Annotated in this window: 22 protein-coding genes; 10 read left to right on the top strand and 12 right to left on the bottom strand. The window is 33.5% G+C overall.

What is annotated here, in order from left to right; all coding sequences use genetic code 11:
• Nucleotides 1-4: 4 nt before the first annotated feature.
• The 4 genes from K1X16_RS00375 to pheT all read right to left on the bottom strand — a co-directional run bounded on the left by K1X16_RS00375 (nucleotide 5) and on the right by pheT (nucleotide 6,229).
• Nucleotides 5-2,440 (bottom strand): FtsK/SpoIIIE family DNA translocase, encoded by a 2,436-nt coding sequence (locus tag K1X16_RS00375; RefSeq protein WP_225034614.1) that lies wholly within the window; start codon nucleotides 2,438-2,440, stop codon nucleotides 5-7.
• A 329-nt stretch (nucleotides 2,441-2,769) separates the two neighbouring features.
• Nucleotides 2,770-3,138: a diacylglycerol kinase gene (locus K1X16_RS00370; RefSeq protein ID WP_195872116.1), complete on the bottom strand. Its 369-nt coding sequence runs from the start codon at nucleotides 3,136-3,138 to the stop codon at nucleotides 2,770-2,772.
• Nucleotides 3,139-3,145: 7 nt separating this feature from the next.
• Nucleotides 3,146-3,646: a thiol peroxidase gene (gene tpx / locus K1X16_RS00365; RefSeq protein WP_195872115.1), complete on the bottom strand. Its 501-nt coding sequence runs from the start codon at nucleotides 3,644-3,646 to the stop codon at nucleotides 3,146-3,148.
• Nucleotides 3,647-3,802: 156 nt separating this feature from the next.
• Entirely contained in the window at nucleotides 3,803-6,229 is a 2,427-nt protein-coding gene (gene pheT, locus K1X16_RS00360) for a phenylalanine--tRNA ligase subunit beta (protein ID WP_195872114.1), read from the bottom strand.
• 205 nt (nucleotides 6,230-6,434) lie between these two features.
• Here pheT and K1X16_RS00355 point away from each other — a divergent pair, with 205 nt between their 5' ends.
• The 4 genes from K1X16_RS00355 (at nucleotide 6,435) to K1X16_RS00340 (ending at nucleotide 9,151) form a co-directional block, all read left to right on the top strand.
• Nucleotides 6,435-7,652 (top strand): peroxiredoxin family protein, encoded by a 1,218-nt coding sequence (locus tag K1X16_RS00355; RefSeq protein ID WP_225034613.1) that lies wholly within the window; start codon nucleotides 6,435-6,437, stop codon nucleotides 7,650-7,652.
• A gap of 277 nt (nucleotides 7,653-7,929) precedes the next feature.
• The gene (locus K1X16_RS00350; RefSeq protein ID WP_225034612.1) at nucleotides 7,930-8,100 is read left to right on the top strand and encodes a hypothetical protein; all 171 of its coding nucleotides are present in this window, start codon (nucleotides 7,930-7,932) and stop codon (nucleotides 8,098-8,100) included.
• Nucleotides 8,097-8,696 carry a superoxide dismutase gene (locus K1X16_RS00345; RefSeq protein ID WP_262902540.1) on the top strand — a complete coding sequence of 200 codons (600 nt, stop codon included), beginning with the start codon at nucleotides 8,097-8,099 and terminating at the stop codon, nucleotides 8,694-8,696. Before K1X16_RS00350 ends, K1X16_RS00345 begins: the two co-directional genes overlap by 4 nt.
• A complete protein-coding gene (locus tag K1X16_RS00340) occupies nucleotides 8,696-9,151 on the top strand; it encodes a tetratricopeptide repeat protein (RefSeq protein ID WP_195872111.1) in 456 nt (151 codons plus the stop codon). Before K1X16_RS00345 ends, K1X16_RS00340 begins: the two co-directional genes overlap by 1 nt.
• A gap of 210 nt (nucleotides 9,152-9,361) precedes the next feature.
• Here the strand turns inward: K1X16_RS00340 and K1X16_RS00335 are convergent, their stop codons facing one another.
• The 4 genes from K1X16_RS00335 to K1X16_RS00320 all read right to left on the bottom strand — a co-directional run bounded on the left by K1X16_RS00335 (nucleotide 9,362) and on the right by K1X16_RS00320 (nucleotide 14,221).
• Nucleotides 9,362-10,156: a cation transporter gene (locus tag K1X16_RS00335; RefSeq protein WP_225034611.1), complete on the bottom strand. Its 795-nt coding sequence runs from the start codon at nucleotides 10,154-10,156 to the stop codon at nucleotides 9,362-9,364.
• Between the two features lie 169 nt (nucleotides 10,157-10,325).
• Nucleotides 10,326-10,967: an SMI1/KNR4 family protein gene (locus tag K1X16_RS00330; RefSeq protein WP_225034610.1), complete on the bottom strand. Its 642-nt coding sequence runs from the start codon at nucleotides 10,965-10,967 to the stop codon at nucleotides 10,326-10,328.
• 106 nt (nucleotides 10,968-11,073) lie between these two features.
• On the bottom strand, nucleotides 11,074-13,221 hold the full coding sequence (locus K1X16_RS00325) for a M3 family metallopeptidase (RefSeq protein ID WP_225034609.1): 2,148 nt from the start codon (nucleotides 13,219-13,221) through the stop codon (nucleotides 11,074-11,076).
• A gap of 286 nt (nucleotides 13,222-13,507) precedes the next feature.
• A complete protein-coding gene (locus tag K1X16_RS00320) occupies nucleotides 13,508-14,221 on the bottom strand; it encodes a peptidylprolyl isomerase (RefSeq protein WP_225034608.1) in 714 nt (237 codons plus the stop codon).
• 2 nt (nucleotides 14,222-14,223) lie between these two features.
• On the opposite strand from K1X16_RS00320, the gene K1X16_RS00315 reads away from it, so the two are divergent.
• Together K1X16_RS00315 and K1X16_RS00310 are read left to right on the top strand one after the other, a co-directional pair.
• Nucleotides 14,224-14,868, top strand: a complete 645-nt coding sequence (locus K1X16_RS00315; protein ID WP_225034607.1) for an NUDIX hydrolase — start codon at nucleotides 14,224-14,226, stop codon at nucleotides 14,866-14,868.
• Nucleotides 14,869-14,917: 49 nt separating this feature from the next.
• The gene (locus tag K1X16_RS00310) at nucleotides 14,918-15,718 is read left to right on the top strand and encodes a lysophospholipid acyltransferase family protein (protein WP_195872104.1); all 801 of its coding nucleotides are present in this window, start codon (nucleotides 14,918-14,920) and stop codon (nucleotides 15,716-15,718) included.
• 73 nt (nucleotides 15,719-15,791) lie between these two features.
• On the opposite strand, the gene K1X16_RS00305 is transcribed toward K1X16_RS00310, so the two are convergent.
• The gene (locus tag K1X16_RS00305; protein ID WP_195872103.1) at nucleotides 15,792-16,424 is read right to left on the bottom strand and encodes a hypothetical protein; all 633 of its coding nucleotides are present in this window, start codon (nucleotides 16,422-16,424) and stop codon (nucleotides 15,792-15,794) included.
• 4 nt (nucleotides 16,425-16,428) lie between these two features.
• Nucleotides 16,429-16,923: an RNA polymerase sigma factor gene (locus K1X16_RS00300; RefSeq protein ID WP_225034606.1), complete on the bottom strand. Its 495-nt coding sequence runs from the start codon at nucleotides 16,921-16,923 to the stop codon at nucleotides 16,429-16,431.
• A gap of 136 nt (nucleotides 16,924-17,059) precedes the next feature.
• Between K1X16_RS00300 and K1X16_RS00295 the strand changes: the two genes are divergently transcribed.
• Nucleotides 17,060-18,331 (top strand): NAD(P)/FAD-dependent oxidoreductase, encoded by a 1,272-nt coding sequence (locus K1X16_RS00295; RefSeq protein WP_225034605.1) that lies wholly within the window; start codon nucleotides 17,060-17,062, stop codon nucleotides 18,329-18,331.
• 3 nt (nucleotides 18,332-18,334) lie between these two features.
• On the opposite strand, the gene K1X16_RS00290 is transcribed toward K1X16_RS00295, so the two are convergent.
• The gene (locus tag K1X16_RS00290) at nucleotides 18,335-19,009 is read right to left on the bottom strand and encodes a lysoplasmalogenase (RefSeq protein ID WP_225034604.1); all 675 of its coding nucleotides are present in this window, start codon (nucleotides 19,007-19,009) and stop codon (nucleotides 18,335-18,337) included.
• Nucleotides 19,010-19,211: 202 nt separating this feature from the next.
• Between K1X16_RS00290 and K1X16_RS00285 the strand changes: the two genes are divergently transcribed.
• Together K1X16_RS00285 and K1X16_RS00280 are read left to right on the top strand one after the other, a co-directional pair.
• Nucleotides 19,212-21,368, top strand: coding sequence for a TonB-dependent receptor (locus tag K1X16_RS00285; protein ID WP_225035410.1), 2,157 nt, complete (start codon nucleotides 19,212-19,214; stop codon nucleotides 21,366-21,368).
• 91 nt (nucleotides 21,369-21,459) lie between these two features.
• The gene (locus K1X16_RS00280) at nucleotides 21,460-22,191 is read left to right on the top strand and encodes an energy transducer TonB (RefSeq protein ID WP_225034603.1); all 732 of its coding nucleotides are present in this window, start codon (nucleotides 21,460-21,462) and stop codon (nucleotides 22,189-22,191) included.
• A 130-nt stretch (nucleotides 22,192-22,321) separates the two neighbouring features.
• Here K1X16_RS00280 and K1X16_RS00275 read toward each other — a convergent pair whose 3' ends face one another.
• Entirely contained in the window at nucleotides 22,322-22,849 is a 528-nt protein-coding gene (locus K1X16_RS00275) for a GNAT family N-acetyltransferase (RefSeq protein WP_225034602.1), read from the bottom strand.
• Nucleotides 22,850-22,992: 143 nt separating this feature from the next.
• Between K1X16_RS00275 and K1X16_RS00270 the strand changes: the two genes are divergently transcribed.
• Complete coding sequence (locus K1X16_RS00270) at nucleotides 22,993-23,997, top strand: sugar kinase (protein ID WP_195872097.1); 1,005 nt, start codon at nucleotides 22,993-22,995, stop codon at nucleotides 23,995-23,997.
• Nucleotides 23,998-24,105: the final 108 nt, after the last annotated feature.

Genomic DNA, 24,105 nt, shown 5'->3' with positions numbered 1-24,105 from the left:
ATTTTTATGGTTGTTCATTTTCTAACAACTGATCTAAAGACACTAAATCTGGAACTAAAACTTGGCGCGCTTTGCTACCTTCAAAATTGCCGACAATTCCGGCAGCTTCGAGTTGGTCAATGATTCTACCAGCTCTGTTGTAACCTAATTTTAATTTTCGCTGTAATAAAGAAGCCGATCCTTGCTGCGATGTTACAATAAGTTCTGCTGCTTCTCTAAATAGTTTATCTCTATCCGATATGTCAACATCAAGATTTGTGCCACCTTCTTCACCAACGTACTCTGGAAGTAAATGCGCATCTGGATAAGCTTTCTGTGAGCCTATAAATTCAGTTATTTTTTCGACTTCTGGTGTGTCTACAAAGGCACATTGAATTCTTATAAGGTCGTTACCTTGAGTGTATAGCATATCTCCACGACCAATTAATTGATCTGCACCAGCACCATCTAAAATGGTACGCGAATCTATTTTACTAGTAACTCTAAACGCAATACGTGCTGGGAAATTGGCTTTAATAATACCTGTTATAACGTTAACTGAAGGTCGTTGCGTCGCTATTATTAAATGAATACCAATGGCACGTGCTAGCTGTGCTAATCTGGCAATTGGTGTTTCTACTTCTTTACCAGCCGTCATAATTAAATCTGCAAACTCATCGACCACTAAAACAATGTATGGTAAATAAGCGTGGCCTTCATTAGGATTTAATTTCCGTTTTTTAAACTTATCGTTGTATTCTGCAATATTTCTACAGTAGGCGTTTTTAAGCATTTCGTAACGGTTATCCATTTCAATACAAAGTGAATTCAATGTATTAATAACCTTTGTGTTATCTGTGATTATGGCATCTTCACTATCTGGTAATTTTGCTAAATAATGACGTTCAATTTTGTTGAAAAGTGTGAGTTCTACCTTTTTAGGATCGACAAGTACAAATTTTACTTCAGCTGGATGCTTCTTATATAATAATGAAGTTAAGACCGCATTTAAACCTACAGATTTACCTTGTCCTGTTGCACCAGCCATTAGTAAATGTGGCATTTTAGCTAAATCGACAACAAAAGTTTCGTTACTAATGGTTTTACCAAATGCAATTGGTAAGTGCATTTCTGATTTCTGAAATTTTTGTGACGCAATAACTGAACGCATAGAAACTATAGTAGAGTTTTTGTTTGGTACCTCAATACCAATGGTCCCTTTTCCAGGAATTGGTGCTATAATTCTAATACCTAATGCGGCAAGTGATAAAGCAATATCGTCTTCTAAGTTTTTAATTTTTGAAATTCGAATACCTGCATCTGGAACAATTTCATATAAGGTAACTGTTGGTCCAATGGTTGCTTTAATACTCGCAATACCTATTTTATAGTTCTTTAGTGTTTCAACAATTCTATTTTTATTCTCTTCAAGTTCTTCTTGATCTATAGAAATACCTTCGTTGTCATACTTCTTTAATAGATCTAAAGTTGGAAATTGGTATTTCCCTAATTCGAGCGTTGGATCAAACTGTCCAAAATCTTCAACTAATTTATCAGCTAAATTATCGGATTCTGATTTTTCTTCCTCAACAGTTTCTACTTTCATTTCTAATTCCTGATCGTCAATAGTCTCTTCCTTTGGCTTTTCAGAAACTTCCATGGTGAGCTCTTCTGGTTCAGATTCTGTTTTAGGTTTAGGATTAGAATGGTTACTAATGGTTGGTTTAGAGTCTTCTACCGGAATTTCTATAGTAGATTTTATAGCTTCGGCTTCTTCGGTTAAACTATTGTCAAAAGCGACAGTGGGTTGTGTTGAATCGTCTTCGGATTTTAAATCTTCTTTTATAGAACGCTTAGCACGTTTAAAACTATTGACAAGCGTTTCGCCTGTAACTTTAAACCTGATGGCTAAATAGGTGATAAGTCCAAATACTAAAAGAAGAATTGTACCTGCTTTGCCTATGTAATCTTGAAAAAATTGATTCATTTCAAAACCAATTGTGCCGCCTAAAACGTCGTATTTATGAGTAAAAAAACCAAACAGAATGGACAACCATACCACAATAAGTGTTCCCCAAATCCAGTGTTTTCTTAGCTTAGCTTTGTTTAAGTTTAAAGTGACATAAACACCTGAAAGAAATAATAAACCAGCAAATATAAACGATGGTAAACCAAAGCCTTTAGTTATAAAAAATTCGCTCACCCAAGCACCAAGCTGACTCGCCCAATTTTTGTATTCATTAGATCGTTCTGGGAAATTATGAAGCACACTTTGGTCTTCTCTTCCTGTAAACACAAAAGAGAGGAATGAGATAAAAAGTAGAACTCCTAAAATAATAAGGAAACTACCAAAAATCAGTTTTTGCTGACTCGATAACTTAAACGAACGCTTTTTTCGAACTGTCTTAGCCTTCGGTTTTGTTTTCGCGGTTGTTTTCTTTTTTGTTGTTTTTTTTGCCATTTTATGCCGAATTTATTTCGGTAGCTAGTTCCGTTTATTTTGGACGTCTATTTATTTAATTGTATTTTTTTACTTGTTATGAAAAACCACTTTTTAAGATTGTAACGTGTTCTAATGTTTTTATAATTGGTGTAAAAACCAACATTATTAACGCTTAAAATTAGCCATTCTTAAATAGCATTTTCTTTTTCACTGCTAAAATACAAATATGAAACGTTTATCGTATTGATTTTGGTATGTAAACACAATATTCTTTAAGGTCAATCGCTAACAGGAAAATGCTAAAATTTTAAGCCATTGTTAGTTGAATTGAAAAGGTGTGTTTTTCATTAGGTGAATTTTGGAATATATATTACACAAGCAATAGCAACAGCTGCAATAGATGCAATAAAAACAGCACCAGCAGCGACATCTTTAATTGTTCCGATTTTTTCATGAAAGTCTGGGTGTATAAAGTCAGCTAAAGCTTCAACAGACGTGTTCATGCCTTCTAAACTTAGGACTAAACCAATCATAGCAATTTGTGCTATCCATTCGGTTTTAGAAATATCAAAATAGAAGCCAGCACCTATTACAACAAGTGCAATACATAATTGCGTCTTAATACTGGCTTCTGTTTTAATAAGAATAAGCATGCCTTTAAAAGCATAACCTACACTTTTTATCCTATTAATTATAAAAGGTTTCTTTTCTGACATGTAGAATTTATGCTAAACTTGCTAAAGCACTTTCGTAATTTGGTTCGTCTTTAATTTCAGAAACTTGTTCGGTATGTAAAATAGTGCCATCTGTATCAATAACAACAATACATCGCGATAGTAAGGTCTCTAAAGGTCCTGTTTTAAAGGTTAATCCGTAATCTTTTCCGAATTCACCAGTTTTGTAGTCCGATAAATTTTCGACATTATTAAGGCCTTCGGCACCACAAAAACGCTTTAGTGCAAATGGTAAATCTTTAGAAATACATAACACTTTTGTATTGTCTAAGCTACTAGCTTTTTCGTTAAATGTTCTAACAGACGTTGCACAAGTACCTGTGTCAATACTCGGGAAAATATTCAGCACTAATCGACTTCCAGAATAATCTGTGATAGACTTTGCCGATAAATCGGTTGCTGTTAGATTAAAATTTGGTGCTTTACTACCAACAGATGGTAATTTTCCTGTAGTTTCAATTGGATTTCCTCCTAATGTTATATTTGCCATGATTTATTTTTTTTAGTGTGTTAAAAATACCAACTTTTATACTTACTTCTCCTAAATAAAGCCTAAATATTTAAAATAGTTATAAGTGTTTTCTAGGTATATAAAAGCCCTTAACCTGTTGTAGTTTAAGGGCTTTTTTTAAATAAGATTTAAAGGTTATCTCAATTCTGCGCCAAGCCTATTTTCAAAATTAGCTTGAAGCTTAGACATAATTTTATCAATTTGCTTATCGTTAAGCGTTTTGTTTTCATCTTGAAATATAAAACTTACCGCATAACTCTTTTTACCATCTGGTAAATTTTTGCCTTCATAAACATCAAATAAATTCACGTTTTTAAGCAGTTTTTTTTCGGTTTGTTTTGCGATGGTATCAATATCTTCAAAAGTAACTTTGTTATCTAACAACAATGCAAAATCACGACGAATTGATGGGTATTTAGAAATAGTGCTAAACCTAATGGTATTGTGTTTAGCCATATCTAAAACATTGTCCCAATTAAAATCTGCGAATAAGACATTTTGCGAAATTCCAAAGTGTTTTAATATCGGTTTTTTAACCAAACCGAAGTCCACCATTTTTTTCTTTCCAACAGAAAAGCTCATGCCTTCGCTATAAATATCAGACGAAATAGGTGCTGATTTTAAACGTGTTAAACCTAAGCGTTGCAGTAAAACTTCAATAGTTCCTTTTAGGTAAAAGAAATCACTTGGGGCTGCTGCAGAGTTCCAACGTTCTTCTGTTTTATTTCCTGTTACAAAAAGCGATAGGTGCTTGTATTCTTCACGATTATCGGAATATTGATGATATGTTTTACCGAATTCAAATAATTTTAAATCGTTGCGTTTTCTGTTAATATTATGGGCAACAGCTTCTAATCCAGAAAATAATAACGACTGTCTCATTACTTCTAAATCGTTACTCAGTGGATTTAGCATTTTTACATTATGATCTGCGTTTAAATCTTCACTTAACTCCACATACTTTGGTGTTGTTAATGAATTAGACATAATTTCGAAAAAGCCTTGCGAAGCGAGTTGGTTTCCAATAATATTCTGAAGTTTATAATCCTCAAAACGTGTTGAATTTGAAATAGAAGCATTCAATTTCGTTGTCGTTGCTATATTGTTGTAGCCATAAACTCTAAGGATTTCTTCGATAATATCGGCTTCACGCTGTACATCATTTCGGTATGCAGGAACGGTTAATCCTAATCCGGTTTCGGTAACATTTTTAACTTTGATGTCTAAAGAGGTTAAAATACTCTTTATGGTTTCTTCAGGAATAGTCTCACCAATTAATTTTCTAGCATTGTCAAAACTCAACCGTACTTCAAAATCATTTATTTTCTTCGGATAAGTATCAACGATATCACTTGTAATTTCACCACCAGCAATTTCTAGAATTAATAATGCTGCACGTTTTAGTGCATACTCTGTAAGATTAGGATCAATACCACGTTCAAACCTAAATGACGAATCGGTGTTTAAACCATGTCGTTTTGCCGTTTTACGAACACTCACTGGGTTAAAATAAGCACTTTCTAAGAAAATACGCGATGTGTTTTCCGTAACACCAGAATCTAAACCACCAAAAACACCTGCAATACACATCGGTTTTTTGGCATTGCAAATCATTAAATCATCTTCGTGCAATTCGCGTTCAACACCATCTAAAGTGGTGAATTTTGTTCCAGCGTTGCAGGTTTTAACTTCAATTTTATTTCCTGAAATACGATCGCCATCAAAAGCATGTAAAGGTTGTCCTAATTCGTGCAACACGTAATTAGTAATATCTACAATATTATTAATAGGAGATAAGCCAATAGATTTTAAGCGATTTTGTAACCAGGCAGGAGACGCTTCAACTTTTATATCAGAAATTGTGACACCACAATAACGCGGTGCTTTATCGTAATCTTGTACATCAACATCTACTTTGTACGCGCGAGCATCTACATGATAGGAACTAACGGAAGGTGTAATAAGTTCTAAGGAAATTTCCTTTTGTAACAATCCCGCTTTTAAATCGCGTGCTACACCATAATGGCTCATAGCATCGGCTCGGTTTGGTGTTAGCCCTATTTCAAAAACCTCGTCGTTTTCAACTTTAAAAAGATCAGCGGCAAGTGTACCAACTTTTAGATCGTCATCTAAAACCATAATGCCATCATGAGATTCGCCAAGACCTAATTCGTCTTCGGCACAAATCATTCCATGACTTTCTTCGCCTCTAATCTTCCCTTTTTTAATGGTCCAAGCTTCACCTTCAGCAGTGTATAATGTGGTTCCAATTGTGGCAACTGGTACTTTTTGACCGGCTGCAACATTTGGTGCACCACAAACAATTTGTAAAGGAGCATCAGCACCAATATTTACTGTTGTTACTTTTAAACGGTCTGCATTACTGTGTTGTTCACAGGTTAAAACTTCGCCAACAACGATGCCTTTTAATCCGCCTTTTACAGACTCGTAAGCCTCAATGCCTTCTATTTCTAAACCTAAGTCAGTTAATAATTCGCCTGTTTTTTCAGCGTCCCAATCGGTTTTTATAAACTGCTTAAGCCAGTTGTATGATATCTTCATGTGTCAATTTAATCGAGGTGCAAAGATAGTAATTCCCATTAGCGAATGAAATATCCAAGTTTAATTTTTTAACCTAAATATTAAGGGCTTCAGATACGCCTTCTAACCCCTAAATGGCAACAGTTGTTTTGCGGATGAAACATCAAATTGCTTTTTTATGTAAGGTAATTGTTGTTATTTCGAACTTTATTCAAAAAATATATTTATGATACGGATTTTAATAGGTTGCTTTATGGCTTTAGTAGTATGCTCTTGTAACGAGGACATAAAACAGCAAAACTTAAAAGTTGGAACATATCGCGCCATATTGAAAGCTGAGGATAATCAGGAAATACCTTTTGTGTTTGAGGTGAAATCACCAACAGAATTGCATATAATTAATGCTGAAGAAGTCATTAAAGTAGATGAAGTTGATTATAGAAATGATTCTATTTTTATTAAAGCTCCGGTGTTTGAAGGCTTTTTAGCAGCAACTTTTGAAGGCGATAATTTAAAAGGGAGTTACATAAAGGAGAGTTTAGATAGAGTAGTGCCATTTTCGGCAGAGTATAACAAAAAGAATCGGTTTGAAGTAACATCGGAAGCCAAAGAAAATGTTGCAGGAATTTGGGAAACCGTTTTTAATCACAATGATGCTGATGACCAATACATTGCCAAAGGAGTTTTTAAACAAGAAGGCAGTAAAGTTACTGGCACCTTTAGAACTACAACTGGCGACTACCGCTATCTTGAAGGTGTTATGGATGGTGATCAAATGAAGCTTTCTACCTTTGATGGTGCACATGCGTTTTTGTTTACAGCGAAAGTGTCGGACTCGACCATGGAAGGTACATTCTACTCCGGAAACCATTGGAAAGCCCCTTTTGTAGCTAAACGTAACGCATCTTATGAATTACCAAGTACAGATGAACTTACCTTTTTAAAAGAAGGTTACGATAGTTTAGAATTTTCATTTCCCGATGAAAATGGAACAATAATCTCATTGAGCGACGATCGCTTTAAAAACAAAGTTGTCATTGTACAAATTATGGGTACGTGGTGTCCAAACTGTTTAGATGAAAGCATCTATTTTAATGAATTCTATGAGGCTAATAAGGATAAAGACTTTGAAATTGTTGCCTTAGCTTTTGAGTATGCTAAAACAGAAGAAAAAGCCTTTAATAGTATATCTCGATTGCGAGAAAAATTAAACATTAGTTATCCAATTCTTTTAGCGCAATACGGAACGTCTGATAAAGAAAAGGCGCAAGAAAAGTTACCGATGCTAAATCATGTGTTGTCTTATCCGACCTCAATTTTTATTGATAAATCTGGTAAGGTTCAAAAAATACATACTGGTTTTAATGGTCCTGCAACAGGTGAAAAATACGAAGCGTTTAAAGCGGATTTTGAACGTTTTGTTGGTGGATTGTTGAGTGAGTAATGTATTAATAACCAATGCTGAGTATGTCTATAAACGTTGATGTATATGGTTTGTGGCATGTTTTAAGAACTAAGTTAGCCAATATAAACAGCGTAAAAAATCCAAAAGAGTTTTTATAATTAAACTTCAATCAAGCTATACGTTAGATATGGTGATGTGAAAAGTTTTTTGATTCTTGCGACAATACTATTTTATTAGCGCATTTTAATTATTTCTCTTAAAATTTTTTTAGTCTTACCTAAAATATTAGTTTTGTGAAACTAAATATGGCGTAACTATGAATTTTGTTATCGAGTTATTAGAAGAAAACAAAAAATATTTGGAAAGAAATGTTATCAAAAAAAATCTTATGCAGGTTAATATGCAAAAAGCAACAAGAGATTTGAAAAAGGTAAGTGAATTAAAAAAGGCTATTAAAATTTTAAAAATAAAAAACAGAAAACAATGAAGATCACACAAACATTACCAGAGTTACCTTACGATAAAAGCGCACTAAATCCATTAATCACAGAAGAGACATTTGATTACCATTATGGAAAGCACCATGCTGCATACGTAAATAATCTTTCTGGACTTGTAAAAGACACTGAATTAGTTGATTTAAGTGTTGAGGAGATCATCCAAAAAGGCTATGCTGAAAACAATGCGGCTTTATTTAATAACGCTGCACAGCACTGGAATCATTCTTTTTTCTGGCATTGTCTGTCTCCAAACGGCGGAAAGGCTCCTGAAGGAAAAATAGGCGAATTAATAGTTCGAGATTTTGGTGATTTTGAGCAATTTAAAGAACAATTTTCGACGACAGCAACAAAGTTGTTTGGTGCGGGTTGGGCTTGGTTGGCTCAAGATGAAAAAGGTAAACTTGAAATCATTCCAATGAAAGATGCTCATACACCATTAACAGAGCATAAAAAACCGATTCTCACATTAGATGTTTGGGAGCATGCTTATTATATAGATTATAGAAATGCAAGACCGAAATTTGTAGAAAGTTTTTGGGAAATAGTAAACTGGGATTTTGCAAACAAAAATTTAAAAATATAATGAGTGATACGTGTATTAATCATATAGAAAAACATTGGCAAGCTTTAACAGGTTCTAGTAATGAACTGTTTAATAAAGGAAATTTAAAAAAAGCTTTATTAGGGTATAAGGATGCTATGTATAGGGCAGAAGTATTGAATAACAATATTGAAGATTGTATCCGTTTAAAAATTCCATTTGTACAAGTGTATATAATTTCTTGTAATAATTTAGCGAATACTTATGAAGACCTTGGTAAAAAAGAAGAAGCAGAAAACCTACTTAAAAGAGTGGTATATTATCTTTTACATTTAGCCGATAATAAAGCGCTAAATATAGATGAAATACAGTCAGAACTCAAACGAGCTACGTTAGCATATGTTCACTTTTCGGAAAAAAATAATTTAGAAAAAAGTAAGCAAGAAAAACTATTTACCGTATTAAAAGAACAACTGTTACAGGATAATTTAATATAAATACAATAAAATGAAGTGTTGTTCATTTGTTAATCCATTTTCTATAAAATTTAGCTTGTCATTTTTTACCACGATGAGTATCTGAAAATAGGCGATTTCAAAACAGTAAATTCTGGATTAAACACAATGTTTGACACAATCTAAAACCTTGAAGCTACTACTGTTTTGCCTATTTTTAGTGTACATTGTTGTAAGTCGTATTGTTTTTGTTCACTTACTTAATTTTAAAATCCTAAACGCTCCTTGAATGACCAAAAGAAAAACGATGGTACCAATAATTAAATCGGGTTTATTTGAACTCAAATAGTTTACTAAAATTCCCGCGATGATGACTCCCAAATTGATAATCACATCATTCGAAGTAAAAATCATACTCGCTTTCATATGAGCCTCTTCTTTACTTTTTGACTTTTGCAAAATATAAAGACAAATGCCGTTTGCGATAAGTGCTAAAATTGAAACAATTATCATTGTCGAAAAATCAGGAAGTTTCTCGTCTCCGAAAAACCGTCTTAAAACTTCTACAAATCCAATAATAGCAAGTGTGATTTGGAAATAGCCTGCAAGTTTAGCGATCCGTTTTTTCTTAATCACAGTTCCTCCAACGGCTAACAAACTAATTCCGTAAACGAAACTGTCAGCAAGCATATCCAAACTATCGGCAACAAGTCCCATGGATTTTGAGATAATTCCTGTGGTCATTTCGACAACGAAAAACACAAAATTGATTGCAAGTACAGACCAAAGTAGTTTTTTTTGGTTTGCGTTTTCTTTAAATTCTGTTTGGTCGGTTTGTTCGGTCGAGATTTTCTTTCCGCCTAAATTCAGTTCGATAATTGACTTTTCGATTTTATCTATTTCTCCGCTGTGAAAAACAGTCAATTTTCGGTTTGGAATATCAAAGTCTAAATTCGCAATACTTGAAATTCCGTCCAATTTCATTCGGATTAGATTTTCCTCAGATGGACAGTCCATTTTGGTAATTTCAAATAGCGTTTTATTCATTTGGTTTCTGGGTTTTCGTATTGCCTACTATGGATTTGTGTTTGATTAGTTACGTGTTTTAAGCATTGAAGTTAGCAAATAAATCACAGATAGAAAGTCCGTGAGGACTTTCGTAAGTAGGCTATAACTAGCAATGAATTATACACGGTGTTACCTGCTGGCTTTATTCTTAAAATATTTTTTTCAGTCTGTTCCAAAAGCTTTGTTTATCTGACATAAATTGACTTTTCGGTGTTGTTTTTTCGATATTCACTTTCAATTCTCCGCTTGCATTATGTAATTCTATTAGTCTATCAATTTCACTTAATATCATTTCATTTAGATTATTCCATTCATTTAGTGGTTTTGTATCATTTTCTTTACAACGATAGACTTTTTTATTATTTCTATTTATGTACAAATGTGAACCATTTCCCCAATCATATCCACCAATGAAAAAATGTTCAGGTTTTGCGTTTTTAGGTCTTTCATAAAGATTAGTTGTCAAAATCGAGAATGGTAATCGATTTTCGATTTCCTTTGTTCTGTTATATGATGTTCTTAATCCATCAAGACAAAATGTTGTATTGAAAATATGCAGTCCATTTGAAAACTGCAGAAATTTTTTATAGTCTGCTGGTATTTCAGTTTCTAATTCTTGTTCAAGCCTATCAATTTCCTTTGTATTTAGTCCTTTGTATATTGAATGTAAATAAGCTAAAGGTGCAATGTGAGGTGCTTTTCCTATTAATTCAGTTCCATTAGATTGTTTTTCAACACCTAGTTTTTCATATTTGGATAATCTATTTCTAATTTCTTTTCCTATGTTCATCGGTTTGTTCAGCTTGCAGGTAACGTGTTTTATCATTAAAAAAAGTTCTCTTATCAGTTAAAAGAAAGAGATAAGAGAACTTTTATATGTTTTTAAATGTTAACGCTTATTCCTCTGGCACAGGAAATCCGCGATCTTTCATTAAGGCTTCAATTTTAGCATCACGACCTCTAAATTTTCTATACGCTTCTGCTGGTTCCATAGCATTACGTGGTGCAAATAGATATTTTACTAATTTATCAGCGACGTCTTTATCGTAAAAACCACCTTCAGCTTCTTTAAATGCTTCAGAAGCATCACTTGTTAGTACATCTGCCCACATATAACCGTAGTAAGCCGTGGCATAACCTTCGCCAGAAAACACATGTCCAAAATGTGGTGTTCTATGACGCATTGGTAATTCTTTTGGCATGCCTAATTCGTCTAAAGTCTCACGTTCAAATTTATCTATGTCAATATCGGTTGGATCTGCTAAGTGTAATTTCATGTCTATTAAAGCAGAGGCTAAATATTCTGTGGTACCAAAACCTTGGTTAAAGGTTGATGCGTTCTTAATTTTTTCAACCAAGCTTGCAGGAATAGGTTCGCCTGTTTTGTAATGCACTAAAAATTGGTTAATGACTTTATCTGTAGATAACCAACGCTCCAATAATTGCGATTGGAATTCTGTATAATCTCTAACACCTCCATTTAAGGTTGGGTATTTTACATCTGCAGAAAAGAAGTGAAGCGCATGGCCAAACTCATGAAAAAACGTGGTGGCATCGTCCCAAGACACTAAAACCGCTTCGCCTGGAGCTGGCTTTACAAAGTTAGAATTGTTAGAGGCTAATACGTTTTTCTCTCCTTCAAAAGAATCAGAGCTTCTATAAGTTGTTGCCCAAGCACCAGAACGTTTACCTTCGCGTGCAAAAGGATCTAAGTACCATAAGCCAATATGTTTGCCAGAATCTTTATCGGTAACCTCCCAAACTTTAACATCTTCGTGAAAGACTGGTACTGAACCTTCTTCAACTGGTGTAAATTTATAATTAAACAATTCGCCAGCCGTAAAGAACATAGCGTCTGTTAACTTATCGAGTTGTAAATATTGTTTCACTTCTTCGCTGTCTAAGTCGTATTTCTTTTTACGTACTTTTTCTGCGTAGTATCTGTAATCCCATGGTTCTATGGTGATATTATCGCCAAGTTCATCAGCAACCATTTGCATATCTGCGACTTCCTCTTTAACTCTTGCGGTTGCTGCAGGCCAAACAGCCAGCATTAAATCCATGGCGTTTTCTGGCGTTTTTGCCATTCGATCTTGTAATCTCCATTCGGCATAGTTATCATAACCCATTAAGCCAACACGTTCTTTACGTAGTTTTAAAATTTCGGCTATGATTTTGTTGTTGTCAAACTCGTCTCCATTATCTCCTCTAGAGTAGTAATTTTCCCATACTTGCTTGCGTAATTCGCGTTCAGTAGAATAGGTGAGGAAAGGATCCATTGAGGAACGTGTGTTAGTAATGGCATATTTTCCGTCTTCTCCTTTGTCCGTAGCTATTTTTGCTGCCGATTTTATAAATCCATCAGACAGTCCACCAAGTTGATTTTCGGTTAGATAGGTAATATAATTTTCTTCATCGTGTAATACATTATTAGAAAAATCGGTATAAAGCGATGATAATTCTTTGTTGATTTCCGCATAGCGTTTTTTCTTTTCGGCATTGAGGTTGGCGCCATTCATTTCAAACTGTTTGTAGGTTAAATCGACGACGCGCTGTGCTTGTGGCTCTAAAGGTGACTCTTGAGAGGCTTCATAAACGGTTTTTATACGTTGGAATAGTTTTTCGTTCTGAGAAATTTGTGATCTAAAATCGGAAAGTTTTGGTGCTAATTCTGTTTGAATAGCTCTAAATTCTGGTGAAGACATATTACTTCCCATAATCCCATAATAAGTAAATACACGACTTAGTTCTTTACCTGCGCTTTCCATAGCAACTATTGTGTTTTCAAAAGTAGCAGGTGCTGTATTGTTGGCGATGGTTTCAATTTCGGCTAGATTAAGCTTCATGGCTTCTTCTACTGCGGGTTTTATGGCTTCTACAGACATTTTATCGAAAGCAGGAACTCCTTCGTAAGGTCCTGTCCACTCTTGGATTAATACATTATCGCTCATGGTTGATTCTGTGGTTTTGTTGGTGTCGTCTTTGCAGCTAGAGAAAAGTACAACGCTACAAATTAATGTGGCTTTAAGGGTTTTAGAAATCATGTATGATAGTTTTTAGTGTTAGAAATTTGATAGGAATTTTAAAAGCCTACAAGATACTGAAAATAGGAATGAAGTGTATGAAATATTCTATAATTCTTGAAGGTTATTATTGATAGTTGTTGCACAGAGATTCACGTAGTTTTCGCGGAGAGGCACAGAGAAAAAGAACATAAAAGTTTAAAATATAGTTGTGATAACCTTAGATTAAATTCACTTTGTCGCTATACTAAATCGCTTTGCGAACCTCAGTGTGTCTCAGCGCATATCAGTGTAATAACATCAAAACCTAATCGATAATCTCAACCTTTTTAATATACACATTACTTAAAGGCCAATCTCCTTCATCTGTTTCTACAGCATTAATTTTATCTACTACGTCCATACCAGAAATAACTTCACCAAAAACCGTGTAATCTCCGTCTAAATAGTGAGCTCCTCCTTCGCGCTGAATTATAAAAAACTGATATGGTGACGCCAATTTATAGGCGTTTTCAATTTCGCTACTAGGCATAGAAACCGCTCCGCGTTTGTGTGTGTAGCCTTGTTTTGTATCTGGTGGTAAAAGGTAACGTCCTATTTTTCGTCTTTTCTTGTAGAGGTTTAGTCCGTCACCACTGCCACCTTGTATCACGAAATTTTCAACTACTCTGTAAAATTGGGTGTTATCAAAATAATTGCGTTTTGTGAGGTAAACAAAATTGGCTCTGTGGAATTTGGTTTTATCATATAAGGAGATGTCTATAATTCCGAAATCGGTTGTAATTCTAACTTTATTTTCTGGGTTTTCTTTTTCAAACTCTAAAAAGAATTCCATGGCATTAGCGTCAGTAAGTTCTGGGTATTCTGGCTCTGCTTTCTTTTTTGGTTTAACTTTTGTTTCTGTGATAACGGAATCTTTTACAACCGTTGTATCTGTTTTTTTTGAAGTTTGTTTATCTTCACAACTCAGAAGGAATAAACCAATTCCGAAAGCCATCGGAAACATTAATAGAAATCTCATAAATGCTATTTAATACGTTTTTAGAATCTGTAGTAAAAATAAAAAATCTAGAGCTTTCTGGCGAAGACTCGCATGCAAAAATGTCTCCACCTTACCGTGTAGATTTGGCAGAAAAAATGAAAAAAAAGTCTGCAACAGCAAGAAAAGCGGGGGTTATGGCTTTGTTTTACCCTAAAACTAATGACAAAACTTACTTGGTTCTTATTCTGCGAAAAACCTATAAAGGAGTACATTCTGCACAGGTTGGTTTTCCAGGTGGTAAATATGAAGACGAAGATGGTAATGATCTAATGGTAACTGCAATACGAGAAACAGAAGAAGAAATAGGTGTTGCTAGACAACATTTTGATGTTTTAAAAGGTGTATCTCCTATTTATATACCACCAAGTAATTTTATAGTGCATCCTTATATTGGTATTTCAAAAGAATATTTAATTTTTACCAAACAAGACGAAGAGGTTGAAGCTATAATAGAAGTTAGTCTTACCGATTTTTTAAGTGAAAGTAGTACTTTAACCACAAGAGTACCAACTTCTTTTGGAGTTGAAGTGGATGTGCCAGCATTTAAATTTAATGGTCATATTGTTTGGGGAGCAACAGCAATGATGCTTGGAGAAATAAAAGACTTGTTAAAACAGGTTTTATAAGTTAACTTAATGGTTACATTTGTAATCGACAAAATTTTGAAAATTTACTATGGGATTATTTAAAAGAAATCCTTTTGGACATATACTTTGGGTGAAGAAATGGCTAATACGACTTCTAGGTGTTTTTACGCACAGACGTTTTAGAGGTTTTAATGATTTGCAAATTGAAGGTTCTGATATTATAAAGAACTTGCCAGATACTAATGTGTTGTTTATTTCTAACCATCAGACGTATTTTGCGGATGTTATTGCCATGTTTCATGTGTTTAATGCGAGTTTAAGCGGACGATTAGATAGTATTAAAAATGTTGGTTACCTATGGAATCCAAAATTGAATATGTATTACGTTGCTGCAAAGGAAACCATGAAATCTGGTTTACTTCCAAAAATATTTGCCTATACGGGCTCAATTAGTATAGAACGTACATGGAGGTCTAAAGGAAAAGACGTGAATAGGCAAGTAAAGATGAGCGATATTACTATGATAAAAACCGCGCTAAATGATGGTTGGGTAGTAACATTTCCGCAAGGTACAACCACTCCTTTTAAACCGATTAGAAAAGGAACAGCCCATATTATTAAAACCTATAAACCTATTGTAGTACCAATTGTTATTGATGGTTTTAGACGCTCATTTGATAAAAAAGGACTTCGTATTAAAAAGAAAAATATATTTCAAACTTTTGAAATAAAAGAACCTTTAGATATTGATTACGACAATGAGTCTATTGCAGAAATTGTTGAAAAAATTGAATATGCTATTGAGCAACATCCTTCATTTTTAAAGGTAATTCCACAAGAAGAACTAGAAGAAAAGGAACGCTTAAATAAAGAATTGCGAGATATGTAATTTAGTTTACAGTCTCAATCTTTGATATATAAATATAGTTTATTGCTATTGTGTTTATCTAACGCCTTGTAAATTATATTTCTAGCTTCTTTAGTTCGTTGTAGTTTTTGTTTAAACGTTTTAATAGTATACCATAAAGTAACTTGTAAAACAACCAAATTACAGTTATAAAAACACCTGTTAACAGAATAACAAAACCACACAAAAAGAACATTTGTTTAGCGTTAAAAGCTTCAACTTGATCATGAAACACTATGTTTTGATTAAATTCAAAATACAGTGATAATGGAACTGAAATAAAGATCATAATTAAATTATAGAGGACATAGTATTTAATTACTTTGCGTGTATTTATAATGCTCTCCATTAATTTTTTGGCATTGTCTGTTGAGGAAATTGATTTGTGAGATTTAAACAATAGATACACAAATACAAAGACTATGACAAAGCTAAGTATAGACAACCCTAAAAATAGTGGGTTTTCATAACTTCGATTCATTCGGTCCGTAAAACTTGAAGACATAAAATATGGTAGAATACTGATAAGTATCCAAAACCCTAGTTCTGCCAAACTAATATAAAATAACGTCTTTACAATTGATGACGATTTTTTATGCAACATTGGATTTAGATCTGAATTTGAATAATTTTTATATTCCGTCTTATCTTTTTTCCAGTCTTTTTTTAATAATTCTAATTCATCCATATGCTTACGGATTTAATATTGTTCTTAATTTCTTTTTAACGCGATTCATTTTCACTCGTGCATTTACCTCCGTTATACCTAATGTCGCGCTTATTTCTCTATAGTCTTTGTCTTCTAAATACAGGAAAACAAGGGCTTTTTCAATGTCATTTAATTGGTGTACTGCTTGGTATAATAGTTTTAATTGTTCCTCCTCAGTATCGTCATATTCCTCTGCTTTAATTTTAAACTGAACCGTATCAAATGCTTGAGTGTTTATGCGTCTTTTCGATTTTCTGTATAACGTTATTGCAGTGTTCAATCCAACCCTATACATCCAAGTGCTAAATTTAGCATCACCTCTAAATTTTGGATAAGCTCTCCATAATTGTATCGTGATTTCTTGAAACAGGTCGTTATGCGCATCGGCATTGTTAGTGTACAAACGGCACACCTTATGTACAATGTTTTGATGTTTTTGCAACTGTTCTACAAAACTATGTTCAAGTTCTTTGTTCAATTGATTTAATTGGTTAGTTAACTAATTAGTAGTAGGAAATTGACTTTTGTTACAAATTTATTTAACTATTATTTTAAAATGTAACTTTCGTCTTCCGAATTTGTATTTTTGCAACTGAAATTTCAATTATTATTTGATGAATATTCCTCAGTCTAACCTACCAAGAGTCGTTATTATAGGAGGCGGTTTTGCAGGTGTGAATTTAGTAAAATCCTTAGCGAATAAAAATGTTCAAGTTGTTTTAATAGACAAACGGAATTACCATACGTTTCAACCGTTGTTATATCAAGTGTCTAGTGCTGGTTTAGAGCCAGACTCCATTGCTTATCCGTTAAGAAAGATAATAAAAAAGCATAAAACTACTTTTTTTCGCTTTGCTGAAGTTGAACAAATTCTGCCAGAAAGCAATGAAATAATTACTTCTATTGGTAATTTAACTTTTGATTATCTCGTTATCGCAACAGGTACTAAAACCAATTATTTTGGCAATGAGGCGATACAGACTAATAGTATGCCAATGAAAACGGTGCCTCAGGCACTTAATATCCGAAGTCTTATTTTACAGAATTTTGAAAAAGCAGCCATCGCAGATTCTAGTGAGGAGCGAGAAGCGTTACTAAACTTTGTTATTGTTGGTGCAGGTCCAACAGGAGTAGAGCTTGCTGGTGCCATTGCAGAACTTAAAAATAATATTTTACCAAGAGATTATAATGACTTAAACCCTGAAGATATGCACATTCATTTATTAGAAGGTGCAGATCGTGTTCTGCCACCAATGAGTGAATTTGCTTCAAAAAAAGCAACTCAGTTTTTAGGTAGATTAGGAGTGAAAACACATTGCAACACCTTTGTAAAACATTATGATGGTACAACGGTGACAACAAATTCAGAATTAAAACTAGAATCTGAAACCTTAATTTGGGCTGCAGGAGTAACAGGAGCACCAATACAAGGATTAAAAGCGGAAGCATTAATAGAACGAGCAAATCGTTATAATGTAAATCAATATAATCAAATTGAAAATTACCCTAATATTTTTGCAGTTGGTGATGTTGCATTAATGGTTACTGAAGCGTATCCAAAAGGGCATCCTCAAGTGGCGCAGCCAGCTATACAACAAGGCCATTTACTAGGGAAAAATATAATGAAAATTATAGAAAATAAACCGTTGAAACCGTTTATATATAAAGATAAAGGCTCTATGGCAACTATAGGTAGGAATAAAGCTGTTGTAGATTTAAAACATTACAAATTTGGTGGCTTCTTTGCTTGGTTTATTTGGATGTTTGTACACCTTATGTCTTTAGTTGGTTTTAGAAATCGTGTGATCGTACTCTTTAATTGGACATACAATTACATCAATTTTGATAAAGCAGCACGACTTATCATTAGACCGTTTAAAAAGTAAGATTTAATCAGCTTTTAACTTCAAAATTCCCATTACAATTAAATATTGCGCTAAAGCATAAGTCACCATTATGCTAATATTAGAATAGGCTAGTGGTTCGTAAAATTTATTAAGTGCCAAAATACTATCTGAAATTAGAAAAAATAAGGCACCTAAAAATACAAGACCGTAACTAAGTATGTTCACCCTGTCTTTTCTTAAATAGGCTGCAACTGCCATGCTTAAAATCACCAGCATATATAAAATCACTGGCACTAACATAGCTCCTAAATTTCCATTTAAAAAATAGAATAAACTCGCAGCATATATAAGTAGTAATATAATAAATCCAAAAGGTGATTTTTGTTTGTTTCTGTGTTTTAAAAATACAGCAACATAAAAAATGTGAGCGGTTAAAAAAGCGACTAATCCCAACGTAAAAAAGTGTGGTGAGTGGTTTACAAACATTAATAATATATCGCCCAATACCGAAAAAAATAAAGCCAAAAGTGTTGTGTTTTTAATGGCTTTAGGAAGCGATTTAGAGGTTTTTGCAAACAAATAAATAAGACTGATGACTATGGCTGGTTTAGCGATATAATGCAAAGTGTTAAGCGAGGCTATATGTCCTGTTATAAGTTCAAAAAGTACAATGGTTAAGAAGAAAATACTGAATTGTTTTTCGGTAGTAGATAACATTTTTAGTCCGTTTTTATTAAGAAGCCTGTTGCTTTGAGTCAAATATATTCAATTCGTCATACAAATAATACAGTTCGGTAAAATAGAATTTTTGCAGACTTAAAAATCCTTCAAATTTGTGTCATCAACAAAAAACGAACTTTTAATTGCCAATCAAATTATGACACCAGAAAGCCACAAACACAGAACCCACTATAGAACTATGTTGCGTAGACAACGCATCACAATCATTATTCTATTTTTTACATCACTAGTTGTTGCACAAACTACCATTTCAGGTGTAGTTACCGATCAAAAAAACAAACCGATAATTGGAGCTAATATTTATTTAGAAGGGACTTATGATGGTGATACTTCAGACGATAAGGGGAAGTTTTCATTTTCAACAGATGAAACAGGTGTACAAACCTTAATTATTTCATTTTTATCTTTTGAAACTAAAACAATTACTGAAGCCGTTTCAAAACTAAATAATCTTCAAATTAAATTACGAGAAGATGTAGAGTCTTTAGATGCTGTTGTTATTAGTGCAGGTAGTTTTGAAGCTCGTGATAACTCTAAAGTTTCCGTTTTAAAACCCTTAGATGTCGTTACTACTGCAAGTGCTTTGGGTGATTATGTAGGTGCGCTACAAACCTTACCAGGAACGTCTAATGTTTCAGAAGATGGTCGTTTGTTTGTTAGAGGAGGTAATGCCGAAGAAACACAGGTTTTTATAGATGGTATTCGTGTTTTTACACCGTACACACCTACAACCAATAATATGCCTACTCGTGGTCGTTATTCACCATTTTTATTTGACGGTATTACCTTTTCTACAGGTGGTTATTCTTCAGAATATGGTCAAGCCCTGTCTAGTGTGTTACTATTAAATACTATAGACGAGCCAGACCAAGAAAAAACAGATATTGGTATTATGAGTCTTGGAGCTAGTTTGGGAAATACTCAAAAATGGGAAAAGTCGTCTTTGAGTTTTAACGTTAGTTATATTAATATGGCACCTTATTTAGCTGTTTTTAAAGATAGAAATGAGTGGAAAACACCTGTTTCTGCAGCACAAGGCGAAACCGTTTTTAGGCAAAAACTAAACAATGGTAGGTTGAAATTTTATGCTGCTTTTGATACTTCAAGTTTTGAAGTTAATCAAGACGATATAAACAATACGGATGGAATAGATTTTAAATTGAATAACAATAACTTCTATCTCAATACATCTTATAAAGGTGTTTTAGGTGATAGTTGGGCTATCAACTCTGGTGTGAGTTATACGTATGCGAAGAATACAATTGGGATTGAAGCAAGTGATATAAAGGATACAGATAACTCAGTACATTTAAAGTTGAAATTAAAAAAGCGTTTCAGCAGTCGTTTTAAGTTAAGTTTTGGTGCAGAACAGTTTGTCACTGATTTTAATGAGAATTATAAAGAGAATTCAATTGATGAAACCTATGGTTTTGATAATAATATTACTGCCGGATTTGTTGAAGCAGATGTTATTTTCTCAAAAGATTTGGCATTAAAGCTTGGTGTAAGAGCGGATTATAGCTCTATTTTTAAATCCACTGATGTAGCTCCGAGAGCAGCATTGGCTTATAAAAGCTCTAAAAACGGACAATTTTCTTTGGCATATGGTAACTTTTATCAAAATCCAAATAGTAGTATTTTAAAGTTTGAATCCGATTTAAAATCACAAAAGACAGCACATTATATTTTAAACTATCAATATGTAAATGATGGAAAAATATTTAGAGCCGAAGCCTACCGAAAAGATTACGATAACTTAATTAAGTTTGATACTGCTTTTGAAGGATTTGATAGTAATTTTAATGCTTCTGGTGATGGCTATGCACAAGGTCTCGATTTCTTTTGGAGAGATAACACAAGCATTAAAAATATTGATTATTGGTTGAGCTACTCGTATTTAGATACGCAACGCGATTACAGAAATTATACCACTTCTGCACAGCCCAATTATGCCACCAAACATAATTTATCTATTGTTGGTAAGTATTGGATAGACCAATGGAAAAGCCAAGTTGGAATGTCGTATGGGTTTTCTTCAGGGCGTCCTTATACCAATCCAAATACGAATAAGTTTTTAAGTGAGCGCACAAAAGCTTTTAATAGTTTAAGTGTGAATTGGGCTTATTTACTTAGTCCACAAAAAATATTGTACTTCTCAGTAAATAATGTATTAGGATTAAAAAATATTAATGGCTACCAATACGCAGACACTCCAGATTATAGCGGTCAGTTTAACAGAAGATCTTTAACACCAGCATCAGACCAATTCTTTTTTGTAGGGTTCTTTTGGACCATTAGCGAAGATGGTACAGATAATCAGTTAGATAACTTATAAATTTTAAAGTGCTGAGTCTGAGTTAAACATGATATAAGTCATAATTTTTTAGTGTATTCATTCTTAAATTTATACTATAAAATTAAACGTCATGGAACTCAAAAAAAACCCAAGAGCCAATGTAGGTCGAAACAGTAGTTTATTTTTTGCTGTTGGCTTAAACGTAATGTTACTCCTAACGTATTTAGGATTAGAACATAAGACTTACGAGAAAGAAGCCGTTAAAATTGATTTGTTAATGCTAGAGGATCAAATTGATGAAGATATTCCGATAACTGTTATTGATGTGTTACCACCTCCACCACCTCCCCAACAACAAGTGGTTACTGAAGTTATTACCATAGTTGAAGATGTTGAAGAAATTGAAGAAACGGTCATACAAAGTACAGAAATAGGACAAGATGATACTATTGATGAGCGTGAAGTTGGTATAGAAGAAGTCGAGGTTATAGAAGTCGAAGAAGATGTTGAAGTGCCTTTTGCCGTGATTGAGAAAGTACCGCGTTTTCCAGGTTGTACAGGGAATAATGCAGAGTTAAAAGCGTGTTTTGAGCGTAAAATTCAAGAGCATTTGCAGAAAAATTTTAGATATCCTGCAGCTGCCGCAGAACTTGATATATCAGGTAAGGTGTATGTGTTCTTTTTAATTGATAAAACAGGAACGGTAACTAATGTAAAAAGTAGAGGACCTGCTCAAATTTTAGAAGCAGAAGCAGAGCGAATTATTAATTTGTTACCTAAAATGGAACCTGGAAGACAACGAGATATGAATGTAGGTGTTCCGTATAGTATACCTATTAACTTTAGATTAGAACGAAATTAGTTTTTGTGATCGTAAAACCTAATGGTGTTAAGTTTTAAATTGATTGAAATGCCATTGTAAGACGTATTGAAAGCATTATTTAAAATGTACTTCTATTCGGCTTGCAATGGTATTTTTTTATTCTTCAAAGTTATTCATATGGGTTTGTCATTTCGTACCAATAACACGAATCGCCTTCATGTTCAAAAGTACCTGTAGCTTGCATACCAATTTTAGAAAGAATAGTGTTAGAGGCGATATGGTTAATATGTGCAGCTGCACCAATTTCTTTTAGTTTTAAATCTTTGAAGCCGTAATTTAAAGATGCCAATGCAGCTTCAGTGGCAAAACCCTTACCCCAAAACTGTTCTTTTAGTCTGTAGCCTAAGTCAAAATAGTTAAAGTCTTTTCTCAAGTTATCTTCATATTTAAGACCAGCCCAACCTATGAATTTAGTCGAGCTTTTTTCTGTCAGAGCTAAACGACCAATGCCATTAGTTTTATACTGTTTTAAAATACTGGCAACCATTGCTTCCGACGCTTCAATAGATTGCACAGGTTTGTTTCCAAGATATTTGTGAACATTTGGGTTGGAATCTAATTCAAAGAAATCTTGAATATCCTCTTCTGTGACTGGTCTTAAGATAAGTCGTTCGGTTTCTATGTTTTTGAATAGCATATTGTAATTTAAGGAGTTCGATGTAAAAAATTAAACAAAATATAGGATAAGTTTATTCAAGTAAATTTAAGTCACTATCTTTTATTTTTCTAAATTTAGAATTAAAATAATTATTTTTAAAGGCCAGTTACAAAAATCAAATTATGAATCAAATTATAACATTCGGTGAAGTTTTAATGCGTTTATCACCAAGAGGAAACAAAAAATTTATGCAATCTAATATTGTTGAATTTTATTTTGGTGGTACGGAATTAAATGTGGCCATTTCATTAGCTAATTTTGGAGGTAATGTAAAACATATCAGTTTAGTTTCGGATGATTTTATAGGTGATACTGCAGTATCTTATGTAAGAAAGTTTGGTATTAGTACATCGTCTTTTGTGCGTTCCAAACGGCCATTGGGTGTTTACTTTTTAGAGGTTGGAGCAGTAATGAGACCGAGCCAAATATCTTATAATAGATCGCATTCATCATTTTCTGAGGTTTTACCAGCTATGGTAGATTGGGAAAAAGCATTGAAAAAGGGGAATTGGATGCACTGGACAGGTATTACACCAGCATTAACACAGGGAGCTTACGACACTTTAAAAGAAGGTTTAGTTTTAGCCAAAGAAAAAGGATTAACTGTTTCTGCAGATCCTACGTATCGTAGCGGATTGTGGAAATATGGTAAAGACCCCAAAGAAACCTTAATAGATTTATTACACTATTCTAATATTTTTATTGGTGGAATTAATGAGATTAATGAAGTGCTCGGAACTGATTATAGTTATTCTAACGACGATTTTATAACAGCGAGTAAACAGTTAATGGAAACATTTCCATCTATTGTAAAGGTGTTTGATAAAATAAGAACAGCTTTAAATGCGAATTCACACAAAATTAGAGCTAGAATGTGGACTGGGACTGAATTTAGGGAAACCGACGATTTAAATATTACTCATATTGTAGACAGAATAGGAACAGGTGATGCTTTTGCAGCAGGCTTAATTCATGGTCTACAGCATTACGATGACTATAGAGCAATGTTATTCGCTTGTGCAGCTTGTGCTTTAAAACACACGTATGAAGGTGATGTCAACTACAGTAATGTCGACGATGTTGTTAAGATTATTGAGGGTAATATTTCTGGGCGATTTGTAAGGTAATGAAGTGTTTTTAGTTGCCGTTAGAATTGTATAATGCTTGTATTAGGAACTGTATTATCCTCATTTAGATACGTTCGGTTGTTTAAAATTTCTTCTTAATAGTAATAT

Origin of the sequence: Winogradskyella sp. SM1960 (assembly GCF_020179375.1) — a bacterium.
Classification (GTDB): Bacteria; Bacteroidota; Bacteroidia; order Flavobacteriales; family Flavobacteriaceae; genus Winogradskyella; species Winogradskyella marina.
This window is presented reverse-complemented; position numbering and strand designations above follow the sequence as displayed.

What these genes read in the sequence shown, in the direction of transcription:
- K1X16_RS00375 (WP_225034614.1), bottom strand. Translation starts at nt 2,440, where the DNA reads ATGGCAAAAAAAACAACAAAAAAGAAAACAACCGCGAAAACAAAACCG.
- K1X16_RS00370 (WP_195872116.1), bottom strand. Translation starts at nt 3,138, where the DNA reads ATGTCAGAAAAGAAACCTTTTATAATTAATAGGATAAAAAGTGTAGGT.
- tpx (WP_195872115.1), bottom strand. Translation starts at nt 3,646, where the DNA reads ATGGCAAATATAACATTAGGAGGAAATCCAATTGAAACTACAGGAAAA.
- pheT (WP_195872114.1), bottom strand. Translation starts at nt 6,229, where the DNA reads ATGAAGATATCATACAACTGGCTTAAGCAGTTTATAAAAACCGATTGG.
- K1X16_RS00355 (WP_225034613.1), top strand. Translation starts at nt 6,435, where the DNA reads ATGATACGGATTTTAATAGGTTGCTTTATGGCTTTAGTAGTATGCTCT.
- K1X16_RS00350 (WP_225034612.1), top strand. Translation starts at nt 7,930, where the DNA reads ATGAATTTTGTTATCGAGTTATTAGAAGAAAACAAAAAATATTTGGAA.
- K1X16_RS00345 (WP_262902540.1), top strand. Translation starts at nt 8,097, where the DNA reads ATGAAGATCACACAAACATTACCAGAGTTACCTTACGATAAAAGCGCA.
- K1X16_RS00340 (WP_195872111.1), top strand. Translation starts at nt 8,696, where the DNA reads ATGAGTGATACGTGTATTAATCATATAGAAAAACATTGGCAAGCTTTA.
- K1X16_RS00335 (WP_225034611.1), bottom strand. Translation starts at nt 10,156, where the DNA reads ATGAATAAAACGCTATTTGAAATTACCAAAATGGACTGTCCATCTGAG.
- K1X16_RS00330 (WP_225034610.1), bottom strand. Translation starts at nt 10,967, where the DNA reads ATGAACATAGGAAAAGAAATTAGAAATAGATTATCCAAATATGAAAAA.
- K1X16_RS00325 (WP_225034609.1), bottom strand. Translation starts at nt 13,221, where the DNA reads ATGATTTCTAAAACCCTTAAAGCCACATTAATTTGTAGCGTTGTACTT.
- K1X16_RS00320 (WP_225034608.1), bottom strand. Translation starts at nt 14,221, where the DNA reads ATGAGATTTCTATTAATGTTTCCGATGGCTTTCGGAATTGGTTTATTC.
- K1X16_RS00315 (WP_225034607.1), top strand. Translation starts at nt 14,224, where the DNA reads ATGCTATTTAATACGTTTTTAGAATCTGTAGTAAAAATAAAAAATCTA.
- K1X16_RS00310 (WP_195872104.1), top strand. Translation starts at nt 14,918, where the DNA reads ATGGGATTATTTAAAAGAAATCCTTTTGGACATATACTTTGGGTGAAG.
- K1X16_RS00305 (WP_195872103.1), bottom strand. Translation starts at nt 16,424, where the DNA reads ATGGATGAATTAGAATTATTAAAAAAAGACTGGAAAAAAGATAAGACG.
- K1X16_RS00295 (WP_225034605.1), top strand. Translation starts at nt 17,060, where the DNA reads ATGAATATTCCTCAGTCTAACCTACCAAGAGTCGTTATTATAGGAGGC.
- K1X16_RS00290 (WP_225034604.1), bottom strand. Translation starts at nt 19,009, where the DNA reads ATGTTATCTACTACCGAAAAACAATTCAGTATTTTCTTCTTAACCATT.
- K1X16_RS00285 (WP_225035410.1), top strand. Translation starts at nt 19,212, where the DNA reads ATGTTGCGTAGACAACGCATCACAATCATTATTCTATTTTTTACATCA.
- K1X16_RS00280 (WP_225034603.1), top strand. Translation starts at nt 21,460, where the DNA reads ATGGAACTCAAAAAAAACCCAAGAGCCAATGTAGGTCGAAACAGTAGT.
- K1X16_RS00275 (WP_225034602.1), bottom strand. Translation starts at nt 22,849, where the DNA reads ATGCTATTCAAAAACATAGAAACCGAACGACTTATCTTAAGACCAGTC.
- K1X16_RS00270 (WP_195872097.1), top strand. Translation starts at nt 22,993, where the DNA reads ATGAATCAAATTATAACATTCGGTGAAGTTTTAATGCGTTTATCACCA.